Source organism: Noviluteimonas caseinilytica (genome assembly GCF_018406605.1).
Lineage (GTDB): Bacteria > Pseudomonadota > Gammaproteobacteria > Xanthomonadales > Xanthomonadaceae > Noviluteimonas > Noviluteimonas caseinilytica.
This window is the reverse complement of record NZ_AP024545.1, coordinates 2,368,542-2,385,106: the sequence shown is the minus strand read 5'-3', so window position 1 is coordinate 2,385,106 and position 16,565 is coordinate 2,368,542. Positions and strand designations below refer to the sequence as shown.

The 16,565-nt window shown below is 69.0% G+C and carries 16 protein-coding genes; 5 read left to right on the top strand and 11 right to left on the bottom strand.

Going from position 1 to position 16,565, the window contains the following annotated elements; translation table 11 throughout:
• Positions 1-278 precede the first annotated feature (278 nt).
• From LYSCAS_RS11600 to zwf, 6 genes are all read right to left on the bottom strand, one after another.
• A complete protein-coding gene (locus tag LYSCAS_RS11600) occupies positions 279-539 on the bottom strand; it encodes a hypothetical protein (RefSeq protein WP_213434196.1) in 261 nt (86 codons plus the stop codon).
• A gap of 100 nt (positions 540-639) precedes the next feature.
• On the bottom strand, positions 640-1,299 hold the full coding sequence (locus tag LYSCAS_RS11595) for a bifunctional 4-hydroxy-2-oxoglutarate aldolase/2-dehydro-3-deoxy-phosphogluconate aldolase (RefSeq protein ID WP_213434195.1): 660 nt from the start codon (positions 1,297-1,299) through the stop codon (positions 640-642).
• Complete coding sequence (gene glk, locus LYSCAS_RS11590) at positions 1,296-2,294, bottom strand: glucokinase (RefSeq protein ID WP_213434194.1); 999 nt, start codon at positions 2,292-2,294, stop codon at positions 1,296-1,298. Before glk ends, LYSCAS_RS11595 begins: the two co-directional genes overlap by 4 nt.
• The gene (gene edd / locus LYSCAS_RS11585; RefSeq protein ID WP_213434193.1) at positions 2,291-4,195 is read right to left on the bottom strand and encodes a phosphogluconate dehydratase; all 1,905 of its coding nucleotides are present in this window, start codon (positions 4,193-4,195) and stop codon (positions 2,291-2,293) included. The genes glk and edd overlap by 4 nt, the downstream gene beginning before the upstream one ends.
• Positions 4,195-4,899 carry a 6-phosphogluconolactonase gene (gene pgl, locus LYSCAS_RS11580; RefSeq protein WP_213434192.1) on the bottom strand — a complete coding sequence of 235 codons (705 nt, stop codon included), beginning with the start codon at positions 4,897-4,899 and terminating at the stop codon, positions 4,195-4,197. The genes edd and pgl overlap by 1 nt, the downstream gene beginning before the upstream one ends.
• Positions 4,900-4,902: 3 nt before the next feature.
• The gene (zwf, locus tag LYSCAS_RS11575) at positions 4,903-6,363 is read right to left on the bottom strand and encodes a glucose-6-phosphate dehydrogenase (RefSeq protein WP_213434191.1); all 1,461 of its coding nucleotides are present in this window, start codon (positions 6,361-6,363) and stop codon (positions 4,903-4,905) included.
• 125 nt (positions 6,364-6,488) lie between these two features.
• Between zwf and LYSCAS_RS11570 the strand changes: the two genes are divergently transcribed.
• Both LYSCAS_RS11570 and LYSCAS_RS11565 read left to right on the top strand, forming a co-directional pair.
• A complete protein-coding gene (locus LYSCAS_RS11570; RefSeq protein WP_213434190.1) occupies positions 6,489-8,024 on the top strand; it encodes a tetratricopeptide repeat protein in 1,536 nt (511 codons plus the stop codon).
• Entirely contained in the window at positions 8,021-8,386 is a 366-nt protein-coding gene (locus LYSCAS_RS11565) for a VOC family protein (protein WP_213434189.1), read from the top strand. The genes LYSCAS_RS11570 and LYSCAS_RS11565 overlap by 4 nt, the downstream gene beginning before the upstream one ends.
• 74 nt (positions 8,387-8,460) lie before the next feature.
• Here the strand turns inward: LYSCAS_RS11565 and LYSCAS_RS11560 are convergent, their stop codons facing one another.
• The gene (locus LYSCAS_RS11560) at positions 8,461-9,603 is read right to left on the bottom strand and encodes a right-handed parallel beta-helix repeat-containing protein (RefSeq protein WP_213434188.1); all 1,143 of its coding nucleotides are present in this window, start codon (positions 9,601-9,603) and stop codon (positions 8,461-8,463) included.
• 357 nt (positions 9,604-9,960) lie between these two features.
• Between LYSCAS_RS11560 and LYSCAS_RS11555 the strand changes: the two genes are divergently transcribed.
• Positions 9,961-10,377, top strand: coding sequence for an ExbD/TolR family protein (locus tag LYSCAS_RS11555; RefSeq protein ID WP_213434187.1), 417 nt, complete (start codon positions 9,961-9,963; stop codon positions 10,375-10,377).
• 58 nt (positions 10,378-10,435) lie between these two features.
• Here the strand turns inward: LYSCAS_RS11555 and LYSCAS_RS11550 are convergent, their stop codons facing one another.
• The 4 genes from LYSCAS_RS11550 to LYSCAS_RS11535 form a co-directional block, all read right to left on the bottom strand.
• Complete coding sequence (locus tag LYSCAS_RS11550) at positions 10,436-11,674, bottom strand: GAF domain-containing sensor histidine kinase (protein WP_213434186.1); 1,239 nt, start codon at positions 11,672-11,674, stop codon at positions 10,436-10,438.
• 68 nt (positions 11,675-11,742) lie between these two features.
• The gene (locus LYSCAS_RS16025) at positions 11,743-11,970 is read right to left on the bottom strand and encodes a response regulator (RefSeq protein ID WP_244858529.1); all 228 of its coding nucleotides are present in this window, start codon (positions 11,968-11,970) and stop codon (positions 11,743-11,745) included.
• Positions 11,871-13,298, bottom strand: coding sequence for a hybrid sensor histidine kinase/response regulator (locus LYSCAS_RS11540; RefSeq protein ID WP_213434185.1), 1,428 nt, complete (start codon positions 13,296-13,298; stop codon positions 11,871-11,873). The genes LYSCAS_RS16025 and LYSCAS_RS11540 overlap by 100 nt, the downstream gene beginning before the upstream one ends.
• Positions 13,299-13,324: 26 nt before the next feature.
• A complete protein-coding gene (locus LYSCAS_RS11535) occupies positions 13,325-14,794 on the bottom strand; it encodes an ATPase domain-containing protein (RefSeq protein WP_213434184.1) in 1,470 nt (489 codons plus the stop codon).
• A 230-nt stretch (positions 14,795-15,024) separates the two neighbouring features.
• Here LYSCAS_RS11535 and LYSCAS_RS11530 point away from each other — a divergent pair, with 230 nt between their 5' ends.
• Positions 15,025-15,825 carry a sensor histidine kinase gene (locus tag LYSCAS_RS11530; protein WP_213434183.1) on the top strand — a complete coding sequence of 267 codons (801 nt, stop codon included), beginning with the start codon at positions 15,025-15,027 and terminating at the stop codon, positions 15,823-15,825.
• The gene (locus LYSCAS_RS11525) at positions 15,825-16,553 is read left to right on the top strand and encodes a response regulator (RefSeq protein ID WP_244858747.1); all 729 of its coding nucleotides are present in this window, start codon (positions 15,825-15,827) and stop codon (positions 16,551-16,553) included. The genes LYSCAS_RS11530 and LYSCAS_RS11525 overlap by 1 nt, the downstream gene beginning before the upstream one ends.
• Positions 16,554-16,565 lie beyond the last annotated feature (12 nt).

Sequence of the window (16,565 nt, the reverse complement as noted above, 5' to 3'; positions counted from 1 at the left end):
ACCCCTCCTTCCCCTGCCGTGCCAACGGCGGGGAATTTTTTTGGGTGCTGCTTGGCATCTCTGCAGAAGCCCGCCTGGGGTGAAGTCCGCGTCGCCCGAACCCGCGGCGGGGTAAGAATTTCTCGCCGACGTGGCGGCGAAAATTCTCACCCCGCCACGGGCTGGGGCATCACCTTTCGAGCCTTTTCGATCAAGGGGCCGACCGTTGCCTGGGTTCGCTGGCGTGCGTGGTAACGCACGCCAACCCAATCATTTCTTTCGCGGCAAGCAAGAGCGGGTCAGGGCATTGCGATCGCGATGCCGTTGCAACGGCCTTCTACCTGGTCCACGACGGCTTGCGCGAGGGATTGTCCTCTTACGCGCTTGAGGCGGATGCGGAGCCATTCGTTGGCGTCGGCTTCGAGGTAGGCGTCCTGCCAGCGGTAGACCATGCAGGCGCCGGCCAGCTGGACGAGGTACGGGGGGCCGAGGGCTTCGCGGACTTCGCCTTCCTTCATGCCCAGGTGGATGAGGTCTGCCTTGATCGCGTAGACGTGCATGCGGGGCTCCTTGTGATGGAGCCCAGCGTGGGGTCGTCGCGATTGGCAGGCGATCGGCGGAACGCGCGAGCGCGCGTCGGGGATTTCCGAAACGCGGGCGTCAGCTTGCGGCGCGCAGGAAGGTGGCTTCGCGTGCGACGCGATAGACGATCGACCAGTCGCGTGCGGCCAGGGCGATCTTCGGGACCATCCACGAGCCGCCCACCGTCAGGACGTTGTGCAAGCCGAGGTAAGCGGGGGCCTTCTCTGCATCGATGCCGCCCGTGGGGCAGAACTTCGCGTGCGCGAACGGGCCGGCGAAGGCGCGCAGGGCGCCGACGCCGCCGGCGGCTTCGGCGGGGAAGAACTTGAAGCGGGTGTGGCCGAGTTCCAGGCCGCGCATGAGTTCGCTCGCGGTCGCGATGCCGGGGATCAACGGGATCTCGGCCGTCGATGCGGCGGTGTAGAGCGCTTCGGTGGTGCCGGGCGAGAAGGCGAACTTCGCGCCGGCCGACACCACCGACACGAGGTCCGCGCTCGTCAGCACCGTGCCGGCGCCGACGATCGCATCGGGCACGTCGCGTGCGATGCGCGCGATCGATTCAAGCGCGGCCTGCGTGCGCAGGGTGATCTCGAGGACCGGCAAGCCGCCATCGACCAGCGCGCGTGCGAGCGGCACGGCATCGTCGACGTGGTCGATCTGCACCACCGGCACGACCGGTGCGCGGGCGAGGATCGCGTCCACGGCGTCGCGGCGCGAATCGGGATTCCAGAGCGTCATGGCGTCCTCCGTGCATTGCGCAGGGCCATCGCGGCGCCGAGCAGGCCGGGCCGCGGGTGGGTGATGACATGGATGGCGACCGATTCCAGCCACGCGGCGAACCGGCCCTTGGCGAGGAAGCGTTCGCGGAAGGCGCTGCTGCGCAGGAACGGCACGAAGCGCGGCACCATGCCGCCGGCGATCACGACGGTGCGCGCGCCATGGATCAGCGCCGCATCGCCCGCCACGCTGCCCAGCACGGCGCAGAAGCGCGCGAGCGAGCGACGCGCGGCGACGTCGTGGCCTTCGAGCGCGGAGGCGACGATGTCGGCCGGTTCGCGCAGCGTCACCTTCGTCGCGACGTCGTGCGTGGCGCCACGCAACACCGCATCGATGTGCGCCAGGCCCGCGCCGCACAGCACGCGTTCGTTGGACGTGCGGCCGAACTGCGCGGTGAGCCAGCGCGCGATCGCCTGTTCTTCGTCGCCGAGCGGCGCGAAGCTCACGTGCCCGCCTTCGGTTTCGACCACCTGCCAGCCGGTGTCTTCGCTTCCGACGAGCAACGCGACGCCCAGGCCGGTGCCGGGGCCGATGATCGTGACGGGGCCTTTCAACGGGCCGGACGTCGGGCCATGCAACACGGTGCGATCCGCGGCGGTGAGGCCGGGCACGGCCCAACCGACGGCGCCGAAATCGTTGATGACGCGCAGTTCGTCGAAGCCCAGCACGCGCTGCAGTTCGCTGCGGCTGAAGGACCACGCGCGGTTGGTGAGTCTGATCTCGTCGCGATCGGCGGGGCTGGCCACGGCAAATGCGCCGCGTTTGGGCAGCACGCCGACTTGTTCGAGGTAATGCTCCGCGGCGTGTTGCAGGCTCGCGTATTCGGACGCGGGCAGCGCCAGGGGTTCGCGCAGCGTCGGCGACGGCGCATCGAGGTCGGTGAGCGCGAAGCGCGCGTTGGTGCCGCCGATGTCGGCGATCAACGCAACGTCCGGGGCGCAGGTCTTGTCGCTCATGCCAGGTCCAGTCCGAAGTCGGCCGAGGGCGTGACGCGCGCGGTCGGCGGGACGCCGAGGCCGCGCTGCGCATCGTGCACCGATTCGTCGATGAACAGCGCACTGCCGCCCTCCTCCGCCGTGCCCACCTGCGCGCGCATCAGCGCGAACAGTTCGCGCCCCATGCCGTGGCGGTTGGCGGCGAGGTTGGCGACGTGCGGCGTGCGCGCGTTCCATTCGGTGGCGTCGACCCTGGCTTCCATCACGCCCGCCTCGGCATCGATGCGGATGCGGTCGCCGTCGCGCAGGCGCGAGATCGGGCCCGCGTCGGCGGCTTCCGGCGTGACATGGATCGCGGCGAGCACCTTGCCCGAGGCGCCGGACATGCGACCGTCGGTGAGCAACGCCACGCGCTGCCCGCGGTCCTGCATCGCAGACAAGGTGGGCGTGAGCTTGTGCAGTTCCGGCATGCCGTTCGCGCGCGGGCCCTGGCCGCGGATCACCGCGACGAAATCGCCCTGCAGCTGGTCGGCCTTGAACGCATCGAGCAATGCATCCTGCGATTCGAACACGCGCGCGGGCGCTTCGATCGTGCGATGCGCGGGGTCGACGGCGGACACCTTGACGACGCCGCGCCCGAGGTTGCCGTCGAGCTTGCGCAGGCCGCCTTCCGAATCGAAAGGATCGGCTGCGGGGCGCACGACGGTGGGGTCGCGGGTTTGCGCGACGGGCTCGCGCCATTTCAGCGCGGTGCCGTCGAGGTACGGCTCGAGCGTCTGCTGGCGCAGGTCGCCCCCGTGCACGCAGGCGATGTCGGCGTGCATGCGGCCGGCGTCGAGCAGTTCACGGATCACGAAACCGATGCCGCCCGCGTCGTGGAAGCCGTTCACGTCGGCGGCGCCGTTCGGATACGCGCGTACCAGCAACGGCGTGATGCGCGAGAGTTCGTCGAGGTCGTTCCAGTCGATGCGCAGGCCGGCGGCGCGCGCCATCGCGACGAGATGGATCGCGTGGTTCGTCGAACCGCCGGTCGCGGCCAGCGCCACCATCGCGTTCACGATCGCGCGTTCGTCGACGGTGCGGCCCAGCGGTCGATAGTCGTCGCCGAGCGCGGTGATGCGCAGCACCTGTTCCGTCGCCGCCACCGTGAGCGCATCGCGCAACGGCGTGCCGGGATTGACGAACGCGGTGCCCGGCATGTGCAGGCCCATCGCTTCCATCAGCACCTGGTTGGAATTGGCCGTGCCGTAGAACGTGCACGTGCCCGGCGAGTGGTAAGACGCGGCTTCGGCTTCCAGCAATTCCTCGCGCGTGGCCTTGCCTTCCGCGTAACGCTGGCGGACCGCGGCCTTTTCCTTGTTCGACAAGCCGCGGCGCATCGGGCCCGACGGCACGAAGATCGTCGGCAGGTGTCCGAAGCTCAACGCGCCGATGAGCAGCCCCGGCACGATCTTGTCGCACACGCCCAGGCACAGCACGGCGTCGAACATGTCATGCGACAACGACACGGCCGTCGCCAGCGCGATGGTGTCGCGCGAGAACAACGACAGCTCCATGCCGGTGCGGCCCTGCGTCACGCCGTCGCACATCGCGGGCACGCCACCGCACACCTGCGCGCTGCCGCCGGCGTTGCGCGCGGCCATGCGGATGAGCGTCGGGTAGGTCTCCATCGGCTGGTGCGAGGAGATCACGTCGTTGTACGCGGTGACGATGCCGATGTTGCCGGTGGATCCGCCGCGCAGGCGCGGCTTGTCGTCGCCGGCCGCGGCGAATCCGTGCGCGAGGTTGCCGCAGCTCAGGTGCTGGCGGGCTGGATGGTCGGAGACAGCGGCGTCCAGGCGGGCCAGGTAATCGGCGCGCGTGTCGCGGCTGCGTTCGGCGATGCGCGCGGTGACGCGCGCGACCACGGGATGCAGGGACATCAGGGACTCCAGTGCACGTGCACGATCTGGTCGGGCGCGTTCAGCAGTGCGGCGATCGGGTGGCGCAACGCATCCTGCGAAGACTGCGCGACGCGCAGCACATCATGCTTCCCTTCGCCGCTGAGCGCGAGGTGCAGCGAGCGCGTGCGCAGCAGGCGCGCCAGGGTGAGCGTGATGCGCGGGAACGGGGCTTCGGGCGGCAGCGGATCGGGATCGATGCGGCAGGCATCGAGCACGCTGGCCGGATCGAGTGCGGCGGGCAGTTGCTTCGCACCCGGGAACAGCGACGCGGTGTGCGCATCCATCCCCATGCCGACGACGACGGCATCGAACGCATCGGGCTGGAACGCGAGCAAGCGGCAGGCCTGCGCTTCGGATTGGGCGGGATCGCCGGATTCCACCGTCAGCGATTCCAGCAGCAACCCCTCGGCGTCGGCGAAGGCCTTGCGCAACTCGGTGATGTTGGCCGCCGGGTGATCGTGCGGCACGCAGCGTTCGTCGGTGGGCAGCACCTGCACGTGTCGCCATTCGAGCGGCCGTTGCGCGAGGCGGCGATACGCGGGGAACGGCGTGCGCCCGCCGGCGAGGGCCAGGTGCGCGCGGCCGCGTTCGGCGAGCGCGGTGCGGCAGGTCTCTTCGAGCACCGTGGCGAGCGCCGCGCCCAGCGCATCCGCATCCTCGTACACGTGCTCGGTCCAGGCCATCGTCTACTCGCGCCAGGTGTGGCCGTGGCGCTCGGTCATCGCGATCGCGCTGGCCGGGCCCCACGTGCCGGCGGGATACGGGCGCGGGCGTACGTCGGCGGCGCGCCAGCCGTCGAGGATCGCGTCCACCCATTCCCACGCGGCTTCGGTCTCGTCGCGGCGCACGAACAGCGTGCCGTTGCCTTCCAGCGCATCCATGTACAGGCGCTCGTACGCGGGACGCCGCGTGGAATCGGCGAATTCTTCGTGCATGTCGAGGTCCAGTTCGACCTCCGACAGGCGCATGCCCGCGCGATCCAGGCCCGGCGTCTTGCTCATCACGCGCAGCTCGATGCGTTCGTCGGGCTGCAGGCGGATGGTGAGCGCGTTCGGCGCGATGTGCGCGCCGGGATCGAAGATCGAATGCGGCACGGACTTCAGCTGCAGGTGGATTTCCGTAGACCGCCGCGCCATGCGCTTGCCCGTACGCAGGTAGAACGGCACGCCGGACCAGCGCCAGTTGTCGATGTGCGCGCGCAGCGCGACGAAGGTTTCCGTGCGGCTCGGATGGCCGAGTTCGTCGATGTAGCCCGGCACGACCTTCGCGCCCACAGCGCCGGAGGTGTACTGGCCGGCGACGGTTTCGGCCTGCACTTCGTTGCGCCCGATGCGGCGCAGCGAACGCAGCACCTTGATCTTCTCGTTGCGCACCGCCGTGGGTTCGAAGCGCGCGGGCGGCTCCATCGCGGTGAGACACAACAACTGCAGCAAGTGGTTCTGCAGCATGTCGCGCGTGGCGCCGGAGGTGTCGTAGTAATCGCCGCGGCCTTCCACGCCGACGGTCTCGGCCACGGTGATCTGCACTTGCTGGATGTGGCGCGCATTCCACAGCGGTTCGAACATCGCGTTGCCGAAGCGCAGCGCGATCAGGTTCTGCACGCCTTCCTTGCCGAGGTAATGGTCGGTGCGGAACACGCGGTCTTCGTCGAACACGCGCGCGACGCCGTCATTGATCTCGATCGCGCTGGCCAGGTCGTGGCCGATGGGTTTTTCCAGCATCACGCGCGTGCCGGGGCCGGCCAGGCCCATCGCGCCGAGTGCGTCGCAGATGGGGCCGTAGAAGCGCGGCGCGGTGCTCAGGTGATAGAGGACGTCGCCGTTGCGCAGCGCGGTGACGCGTTCGCCGAGGCGTTGCATCGACGCGGCGTCGCTGCTGTCGGCGGCCTGGTAGTCCAGGCGCGCGAGCAAGGCGTCGAGCGAAGCGGGATCGACATCGGCGGCGGGCACGTTGCGGCGCACGGCATCGGCGACGAGGTCGCGGAAGGCGGCGACTTCGTACTCGCTGCGCGCGGTGCCGAGGATGCGCAGGCCGGCCGGCAACAGGGCCGCGTGCTGCAACCCGTAGAGGGACGGCAGCAGCATTCGCTGCGCGAGGTCGCCGGAGGCGCCGAAGATGACGAGCAGCGAAGCGGGCGTAGCGGGCATGCGGCCTGAATGGGGCGTCGGGGAGGTCCCACCATAAACCCGCCGGGCCTTCCCTGCGGTGACGGCGGCGGTGCATACGTTTGCATGGGCGTATCGTCCGGCCAGTCCTGCCAGGGAGATGCGCGATGCCGCAACGCTCGACGATGGCCGCCGGCCTGGCCGCCCTGCTCGCCTGCACCGCGCCCGCCTGCGCGGACGCCCCGCACGCCGGCCACCTCGGCCACGTGGACTTCCGCGTCGATTGCGCGCCGGCGGTGCGCGCCGACTTCGACCACGCCCTCGCCCTGCTCCACCACATGACCTATCCGGACGCGCGCGCGGCCTTCCGCAAGGTGGCCGAGCGCGACCCCGCCTGCGCGATGGCGCACTGGGGCATCGCGATGACGTTGTTCCAGCCGCTGTGGCCCACGCGGCCGACGCTGGCCGACCGCACGCTCGGCTGGGACGAGGTGCAGAAAGCGCGCGCCTTGAAACCGAGCTCGCCGCGCGACATCGGCTTCATCGACAGCGCAGCCGCGTTCTTCGAGACGCCCGCCTCGGAGGATTACTGGGCGCGCATCCATCGTTGGGAAGCGTCGCTCGCACGCCTGCATGCGTCACTGCCGAAAGACGACGACGTCACCGCCTTCTACGCACTTGCGATCCTGGCCACCACGCCCGCCGACCGCATCGACCGCACGCATGCCGATCGCGCCGCCGCGTTGCTCGTGCCGATCCTCGCGCACAACCCGGATCATCCGGGTGCAATGCATTACATCGTGCATGCCAACGATGTGCCGGGCCGCGAGAAGGAATTGCTCGACATCACCCGTCGCTACGAACGCGTCGCGCCCGACAACCCGCACGCGCTGCACATGCCCACGCACGTGTACACGCGCCTGGGCGACTGGGACGGCGTGGTGCGCGGCAACCTGCGCGCGGCCGAGGCCGCGTTGAAGGTGCCCGCGGGCGACAAGGGCCAGTACGTGTGGGACGAATATCCGCACGCGATCGAATACCTCGTGTACGCCTGGCTGCAGCAGGGCAAGGACGCGCAGGCCGCCGCGCAACGCGATCGATTGTGGGCGACCAAAGACCTGCAACCGTCATTCAAGACGGCGTTCCACCTGGCGTCGACGCAGGCGCGCTACGTGCTGGAGCGCCGCGACTGGCAGGCCGCCGCCGCGATCGTGCCGCGCCAGCCCGCGTGGGTGGACTGGGACAAGTACGCCTGGCCCGAAGCGATCGCGCAGTTCGCGCATGGGCTCGGCGCCGCGCACCTCGGGCACATGGACGATGCGCGCGCCGCGTTGACGCGCATGCGGGCCTTGCTGGACGCGATGGGCGCCGCGAAGGAAGCCGCGTTCGAACGCAACATCCACATCTTGTGCTTCGAACTGGAATCGGCGATCGCGAAGGCGAACGGGCACCCGGCCGAAGCGATCACGAAACTGCAGGCCGCGGCCACCCTGGAAGCGACCACGCCGAAACCCGCCGTCACGCCCGCACCCACGTTGCCCGCCGATGAACTGCTCGGCGACCTGTACGCATCGCTCGGCCGCGCGAACGACGCCCGCGACGCGTATCGCCGCACCCTCGCCCACTACCCCAATCGCCGCCATGCGCAGCAGGCGCTCGCGCGGCTCGATGCTTCCCCCGCCACAAGGACCGCACGCCCATGATCCTCGACCACGTCGGCCTGTATGTCAGCGACCTGTCCGCCAGCCGCGCGTTCTACACGGCCGCACTCGCCCCGCTCGGGATCTCCGTGCTGATCGAAGGCGACGGCTGGTGCATGTTCGGCAGCGGGCGCCAGCCGCAGTTCTGGATCGGCGATCGCGGGCCCGCTCCGGGCGGCATCCATCTCGCCTTCGTGGCAGCCGATCGCGCGCACGTGCACGCCTTCCATGCCGCGGCCCTGGTCGCCGGCGGCCGCGACAACGGCGCACCGGGCCCGCGCGATTACCACCCGGCGTATTACGGCGCGTTCGTCATCGGGCCCGACGGGCACAACATCGAAGCGGTCTGCCACACCCCCGAATGACGCGCGCAAAAGAAAGGGGCCCCCGATCGCTCGGGGGCCCCGCATGTCGCCGACGAGTGCGACAGGTGTAGCGATTACTTGTAGTTGTTCGAACCGATCACGATGCCGCTGGTGGTGCCGCGGATCAGGATGTCGCGCTCGATCTTGCTCGTCCAGCCGGTCTGCGTGAACGGCGTGCGGACCTTGGCGCCCAGGCGCGTGTAGTTGCCGTACGACAGGTTGCCGCTGTGGTTGAGGTTCTTGGTGCCGTCGTTGAAGACGATGCCGGTGGCGGAGTTGCTGCGGACCGTGTTGTTGGTGACCGTCAGGCCGTTGACGCCGTTGGTGCCCATGCCCAGGCTGCCGTTGAGCTCGAGCGTGGACTGCGTGATGGTGATGGCCGAGGTGTTCTTCCAGATGTTGATGCCGTACTTGTTGTTGTTGTTGATGCGGCAGTTCTGGATGAGCACGTTGGAGCAGGTGTAGCCCGCATCGGGTTCGATGTCGATGCCGCACTCCGGCGAGGTGCCGGCGGTGAAGCTGAACTCGGAGTCGTACACCTTGATGTTGGTGCAGTTGGTGACCGACAGGCCGTTGCGGCGGTTGCCGGTGGCGATGATGTTGGCGATGACCACGTCGCTGGACGAGCCGCCGATGCACACGCCGTCGCCGGTGCACTTGCTCACTCTCAGGTCGCGCACGGTGACGCGCTTGCCGCCGAGGATCTGGATGCCGTGGCCCCACTCGTCGGTGCTGGAGGTCATGTACTTGTGCGTGTCGCGCTCGCCCACCAGCTGGCCGCCCGCGATTTCGACGTCGGACTTGCCGTTGACGTAGATCAGGTAGTGGCGCGAGACCGAAGCGGTCTTGGCCTTGAGGATCGCCAGCGGGTCCATGCTGAAGAGCATCGAGCTGCGCAGGTTGATCTTCTTGGTGGTGTCGATCAGGTACGTGCCGGCCGGGACCGTCACAGTGCCGCCGGCGGTCGGCAGCGCGTTGATCGCGGCCTGGATGGCAGCGGTGTCGTCATGGATGCCGTCGCCGATGGCGCCGTAGTTCTTGACGTTGAGGACCGTGGTGCCACGCGTGCGAACCGGGGGTGCGGTCAGGGCAAGCGCCGGCAGCGAAACGCCACCGAGGATCGCGGGGACCGCCAGGAGGGCGGAGTTCTTGAGGAACGTACGGCGCGCCATCGGCGTCGTGACCACCTGGACCAGCTGCTCGTTGCTGCGATTCATTGGAAAGCCTCGGGAAAAATTGATTCGGGGGACGTCGCACGGGATGTCCCCGGGCCGAGGGCAAATGTATTGATGGCGTGAAAAAGTGGAAGCGCGAATGTCGAAAATTGTGGGTAAGTCCGGGTTTTCACACAGTCTTCATTCAAGAACACACTTCTGAATGCGGAAATCGAGCGATCAACGCAAAGTTAGGAATTCGCTAACTCTGCGGTTTGCGCAAACGAAGCGGCCGTCACGAATGTTGTCGACGCGTGAAGGAGTGACCGCGCGCACGTCACGCAGCCCCGCTTGCGCGATTCGTGAGGGCGGGCGTAGCGTGGGGTCAACAGGGCATGACGCCCTCGATGGAGGTGACACATGGCCAGCTCCGCCTTCTCCCCGTCCGTCCCCGCCGCCCGCGACTTCGCGGACATCAACATCACCCCGCTGGTCGACGTGATGCTGGTCCTGCTGATCATCTTCATGGTGGCCGCGCCCACGCTGTCGAAGGCGGTGGACTTCAACCTGCCCGGGATCGCAAAGGACCAGCCGGCGCCGCCGCCGACCGAGATCAACCTGCGCATCGACGCCAACAACGAGATCGCCTGGAACGGCAGCGTGCAGCCGTACTCGGCCCTGCAGGCCTTGATGGCGGTGGAAGCGCAGCGCGATCCCGCGCATCCGCCCCTGGTCAAGATCGATGCGAGCGGCGATGCCGACTACGGCGTGGTGACGCGCGTGCTGGCCGCCGCGCGCGAGGCCAACCTCGAGCACATCGCGTTCGTGCAGCACTGATCCAATACGCGAACGGCGCGATCGCCAAGGTCGCGCCGTTTTCGCGGAAGCGGCAAGGCTAGTGCAAGGTGCCGCGCGCCGAGCGCGGATGCGCCTGCCCGCGCACGGATTCGCGCAACGGGAATTCCAGCGTCGCGATCGCGCCCTGCCCCGGGCCGTCGCTGGACAGCGTCGCGCTGCCGCCGTGCATCGCGGCAATGGCCGAGACCATGCTCAGGCCGAGGCCGAGCCCGGCGAGGCTGCGTTCCGGTTCTTCCGCCGGGCGCGAGAACGGTTCGAACACGTGCGGCAAGGTGCGCGGCGAAATGCCGATTCCCGTGTCGACCACGTGCACCACCGCGTTGGCGCCGACGATCGCCGCGGACACCTCGATGCGTCCCCCCGGCGGCGTGCAGCGCACGCTGTTGTCCAGCAACTGCGCGAGCGCCTGGCGGATGCGCGCGGGGTCGCCCAGCATCGGCATGCGATCCGGCAACGGCGCCAGCGCGAGGCGCACTTCGGCCGCCTGCGCGGCAGCGTCGTGCGCGCGCACGGCCTCGGTGATCTCCTCGCCCAGGTCCAGCGGCACGCAGGTCGACGACGCGAGTCCGGTCAGCAACACGCTGCCTTCGAGCAGGTGGTCCACCAGGCGCGCCTGGCGCGCGACCTGCCGCGTCATGATGTCGCGCGCGCGGCGATGCGCGTCGAGGTCGGACGCATTGCCCTGCAGGTGCAGCGACGTGCGCAGCGGCCCGAGCAGCGCGCCCAGTTCGTGCGCGAGGCTGGCGAGGAATTGTTCCTTGCGCGCATTGGCGGCGCGCAGTTCTTCCACCAGCCGCAGGTTCACCAGCGCCAGGGCCGCCGAATCGGCGATCGCGCGCAGCGATGCGAGTTCGTCGTCCGTCGCTGCGTGCTCATGCGACCAGTACACGCCCATCGCGCCGATCGCCGGATCGTGCCCGATGGGCGTCATCGCCAGGCTGTGCACGAAGGTGGCCGCGTACAACGATTGCGGGATGCGCGGGTCCTGGCGGATGTCGAGGATCGCCAGTTGTTCGTCGTGGAGCATCGCCCAGCCGGAGATGCATTCTCCGATCGCGAAATCCTGGCCCTTCCACAATTCGCCGATCGCGTTTTCCTCGACGTAGCGGCAACGTTCGTGGTCGCGCATCACCACCGTCACGCCGTCGGCGCCGATCAGCTTGCGCGTGCATTCGGCCAGCGCGTGGCACACCTGTGCAGCGTCGGCGCACACGGCGAGGCGCTGGACGATGGCGACGATCTGCAGGTCGCGCGGCAGTGTGTTGGCGTGCTCCATTGCATCGGAGCCTACGCCGCGCGAGGTGAGGCCCGCCTGTATCACGGCCGCGTTCGCGCGTCGCGCTTTCACGCCGCGCTCGCATGAATGCGATCGAGCAGGCGATCCAGTGCGTCGAGGTCGGCGGGCTTCGACAAATGGTGGTCGAAGCCCGCGTCGCGCGTGCGCAGCTGGTCTTCGGCCTGGCTCCAGCCCGTCAATGCAATGAGCACGCGCGCCGCGCCGCCGGGTGCATCGCGCAGGCGTCGCGCGAGTTCGTAACCGTCCATCCCGGGCATGCCGAGGTCGAGGAACATCGCGTGCGGATCGAAGTCGCCGGCGATGCGCAATGCATCGAAGCCTCGAAGGCGATGCGATGGTCCACGCCCATCGACGACAGCAACATGCCCAGCGTCTCCGCCGCATCCACGTTGTCGTCCACGACCATCACGCGCAGCGCATTCGGGGTGGCGACCTCGGCCGCCGGTTCGACGAGCTCGGGGGTCGCAGGAAGCGCGTCGCCCTCCAGCAACGGCAACCGCACGCAGAACGTGGAGCCGCGTCGTGGCCCTTCGCTGTGCGCGCTCACGGTGCCGCCATGCAGTTCCACCAGCGTGCGCACCAGCGTCAGGCCGATGCCCAGGCCGTCCTTCGCGCGATGCGGGCCCTGGTTGCCCTGGGTGAACAAGTCGAACACGCGCGGCAACACCGCAGGCTCGATGCCGACGCCGGCGTCGACGATGGTGACCACCGCCTGCTGGCCTTCGCGCGCCACGGTCACGTCGATGCGCCCGCCCGGCGGCGAATACTTCGCCGCGTTGTTGAGCAGGTTGCTGAAGACCTGCGCGATCCGCACCGGATCGGCCATCACCAGCAGCGCGTCGTCCTGCACGTCCACGTGCAACGCATGCTGCCCCGCGTCGATGAGCGGCTGGCTCAACTCCACTGCGCTGCGCAACACCTCCGACACGCGCGCCGGCCGGCAACGCAGTTCCACCGTGCCGCGCGTGACGCGGGCCACGTCGATCAGGTCTTCGACCAGGCGCACCATGTGGTCCACCTGCCGGCGCATCATCGACATCAGCGCGTGCTCGTCCGAGCGCGGCTTCGCGCGCTGCAGCAACACCTGCAACGCGTTGCGGATGGGCGCGAGCGGGTTGCGCAGTTCGTGGCCGAGGATGGCAAGGAATTCGTCCTTGCGCCGCGCCGCCACGTCCAGCTGGGCACGTGCGTGCTCCAGCGCTTCGAGTTGCGCGTGGATCTGGTATTGCCGCCAGCGCGCGCGCAGCGCACTGCGCGCAGCGCTGGTCAATGTGGCCACCCGCAACGGACGTTCCAGGACCGTCGCGTTGCCGAGCTCGCTGGTGATGCGCGCGAGGTGGTGGGAGTCGCTGCCCACCCGCGCGAGCACCAGGATCGGCAGGTCCGACCAGCCCGGTTGCCGCACCACGGTGTCGCCCAGCACGCGCTGGGCACCGGTGGAGAGCCATTCTTCCGCGACGAACACCGCACCGACCTCGCCTTCCAGCGCACGCTCCAGGTCGAAGACCGTGTCGCAGCGCACCGCGGTGATGGCTTCGTCGGCCAGCAGGCGCGCGGCCAGTTCCGTGTCGCGCGGCGTGGGCAGCAGCAGCGCGACGGACATCCCGCGATGGGAAGGCGCTTCGCCCCTCACCGGCCAGCGCCGCCGGCCGACGCGCTGCGTTCCTGCGGCACGCCGGTCAGCACGCCGCGGAACTCGCGCAGCGGCTCGCCGATCTCGAACCCGTCGGGCCCGAGCTTGAACGGGCGGATCGTGCGTTCGTGCGCACCCGTGCGCTTCTTCAGCACCGAGATCGCCTGGCGCACTTCGCCGCTGGCTTCGAAGTACCGCAGCAGCACCACCGAATCGGCGAGGTAGCTCACGTCGAGGCTGTTGCTCATCGTGCCGATCAATCCCAGCTGCGCGCTGATGAGGATGGTGATGACGCCCAGCGATCCGAGGTAGGCCAGCAACTCGTGCAGTTGCAGCAGCATGTACTGCTGTTCCGGCATGGCGTTGAGATAGCCGTTGAGGCTGTCGATGACCACCACGCGCGCACCGTGCAGTTCCACCGCGTCGCGGATGACCTGGGTGAACTCGCCGGAGGACAACTCGGCCGGATCCACCGCCTGCAGGTGGATATGCCCATCGCGCAGGTAGCGTTCGATCGGGAAGCCGAGGCCCTGCGAGCGCGTGATGAAGGAGCGCACGCTTTCGTCGAAGGCGAAGATCGCCGAGCGCTCGCCGCGCTCCGCGGCCGTCGACGCGATCAGCGTGGCGAGCGACGACTTGCCCGTGCCCGCCGCGCCGATCAGCAAGGTGCTCGTGCCGCGATCGACGCCGCCGCCCAGGAGCGCGTCCAGTCGCGGCTCGCCCGTGCCCACGGAGCGCTGCTCGCCCTCGCGCCGGAACTCGGACGCCACCAGGCGCGGGAACACCTGCAGCCCACCATGTTCGATTCGGTAGTCGTGGTACCCGCCGATGAAACGCCGCCCGCGGTACTTGTTGACGCGCAGGCGCCGCCGGTCGCCGCCGAAGTCCGAATCCAGCGCGGACAGGCGCACCACGCCGTGCACGATCGTGTGCACCTGCATGCCGCCTTCCGATGCGGAAACGTCGTCCAGCAGCAGCGTGGTGCAGGCGCGGTCGGCGAAGTACTGCTTCAACGCCAGCACGTGGCGGCGATAGCGCAGCGCCGAGCCGGACAGCAATCGCAGCTCCGCCAGCGAATCGAACACCAGGCGGTCCGGCGCGATCGCTTCGATGTGCTCCATGATCCGGCGCGTGGTGTCGGCCAGTTCGATCTCCGAGGGATGGAACATCGTGTAGTGCGCATCGACCCCGGAGGCATCGACGGCCAGCGCTTCGTACAGGCAGATGCCGTCCAGCGACCAGCCGTGCGACTCCGCCATCTCGCGCAGTTCCGACACGGTTTCGGAAAGCGACACGTACAGCACGCGCTCGCCGCGTGCGCGACCGTCGAGGAGGAACTGCATCGCCAGCGTGGTCTTGCCCGAGCCCGGCAGGCCTTCCACCAGGTAGAGGCGGCCCGGCGTGTAGCCGCCGCCCAGCACAACGTCGAGCCCTGGAATGCCCGAGCCGATGGGAGTGTGTGTCACGTTCGTTCGCGCCCCTGCTGTAATGCATCGCGCCGAGCGCGCGACGTTGGCGTGCGCACCACGTGAAGAGCGTGTGCGACGACGTGCAAGTGTTCCTGACACTTGCTTGAACGCCTAGTTGGAAACGCGTGAATTCACGTAAAGAACGCGTAAATTTTCCGACCTGTTCGGTTGCGGGTCACGCGACGGCCGCTAAAACGTCCGTCGGTTTCAAACACCCAGCGAGCCGAATGCAGACCAACGCCAACACCAACCAGGACGAACGCAGGCAGCATCGCGCCGGCCATGCCGGTGGCGACGCGCCTGCGATGAACGATGGGCCGGCGGCCTTCCCGATGGCCCTGCTTGCTTCCGTGCTGCACGACCTGCGCGCACCGTTGTCGGTGATGATGGGCGCGGCGGAAGTGCTGCGGCATTCGCAACCGCGGATGGACGAAGACGAACGCCACGCGTTCCTCGCCATCATCCGCCACGAGGGCGAACGCCTCGACGGCTACCTGCGCAACCTGCAGCACATGACGCGCGCGTCCCGCGACGCCGCGGGCGGGCTTGCGCTCGTGCGCGACTGGGTCGGCATCGACGAGATCGTGGGCTGCGCGGTCAACCGCGCGCGGCGCCTCGGTGCCGGCGCACGCATCGACGTGGAGGCCGCACCGCGACTGGCGCTGCTGCACGTGCACGGCGCATTGCTCGAGCAGGCGATCTTCAACGTGCTGCACAACGCGACCAAGTATTCGCCGGCGGACGAGGCGATCCTGGTGCGCATCGAACAGAACGCGCGCGAGACGATCGTCGAGATCCGCGACGCCGGCCCCGGCATTGCGGCCTCGGTGGGCGAACACGCCTTCGAGATGTTCGTGACCGACGCGGGCGACACGCACGGCGGCTCCGGCCTCGGCCTGTGGATCAGTCGCAGCATCGTGCGCGCGCACGGCGGCGACATTCGCACCTGCCCCGCCGACCTGCCGCACGGCACCTGCTTCCGCCTCACCCTGCCGACGCGGGAGGCGCCGCCGGACGCTGCCCCGTGATCGGCGCCCTGGTGTCGGGCGCGGCGTGGACGGAAGACCACATCCGCCCCGCGCGCATCCTGGTCGTGGACGACGATGCGGAACTGCGTCGCTTCCTCGCCACGGTGCTGCGCGCGAACGGCTACAACGTGGATACCGCCGACGGCGAGCAACGCGGACTGCAATCGCTCGGCGCCCGGGGCGCGGACCTCGTCGTGCTGGACCTCACCCTGCCCGACGGCGATGGCCAGGCCTTGCTGCGCGCCGTTCGGCAATGGAGCCAGGTGCCCGTGATCGTCCTGTCCGGCCGCGCGGAGGAAACGGAAAAGGTGTCCGCGCTCGATGCGGGCGCGAACGACTACATCACCAAGCCCTTCGGCGTGCATGAACTGCTCGCGCGCGTGCGCGCGCAGCTGCGCGGACCATCCACCGTGCCGGAGCGCGCGACGCTGGACGACGGTTACCTGCGCATCGACCTCGCCGAGCGCACGGTGACGCTGGGCGGCGATGCAGTGACGCTGACGCGCAAGGAATACGCGCTGCTGGCGATGCTGGCGCGCAACGTCGGCCGGGTGGTCACGCAGTCGCAGCTGCTGCGCGAACTCTGGGGCCCCACCTACGAACAGGACACGCATTACCTGCGCATCCTGGTCGGCAAGCTGCGGCAGAAGCTGGGCGACGACGCGGCATCGCCCCGCTGGATCCTCACCGAACCGGGCGTCGGCCTGCGCCTGCTGCTCGCCCCCTGATCCGCCGGGGCG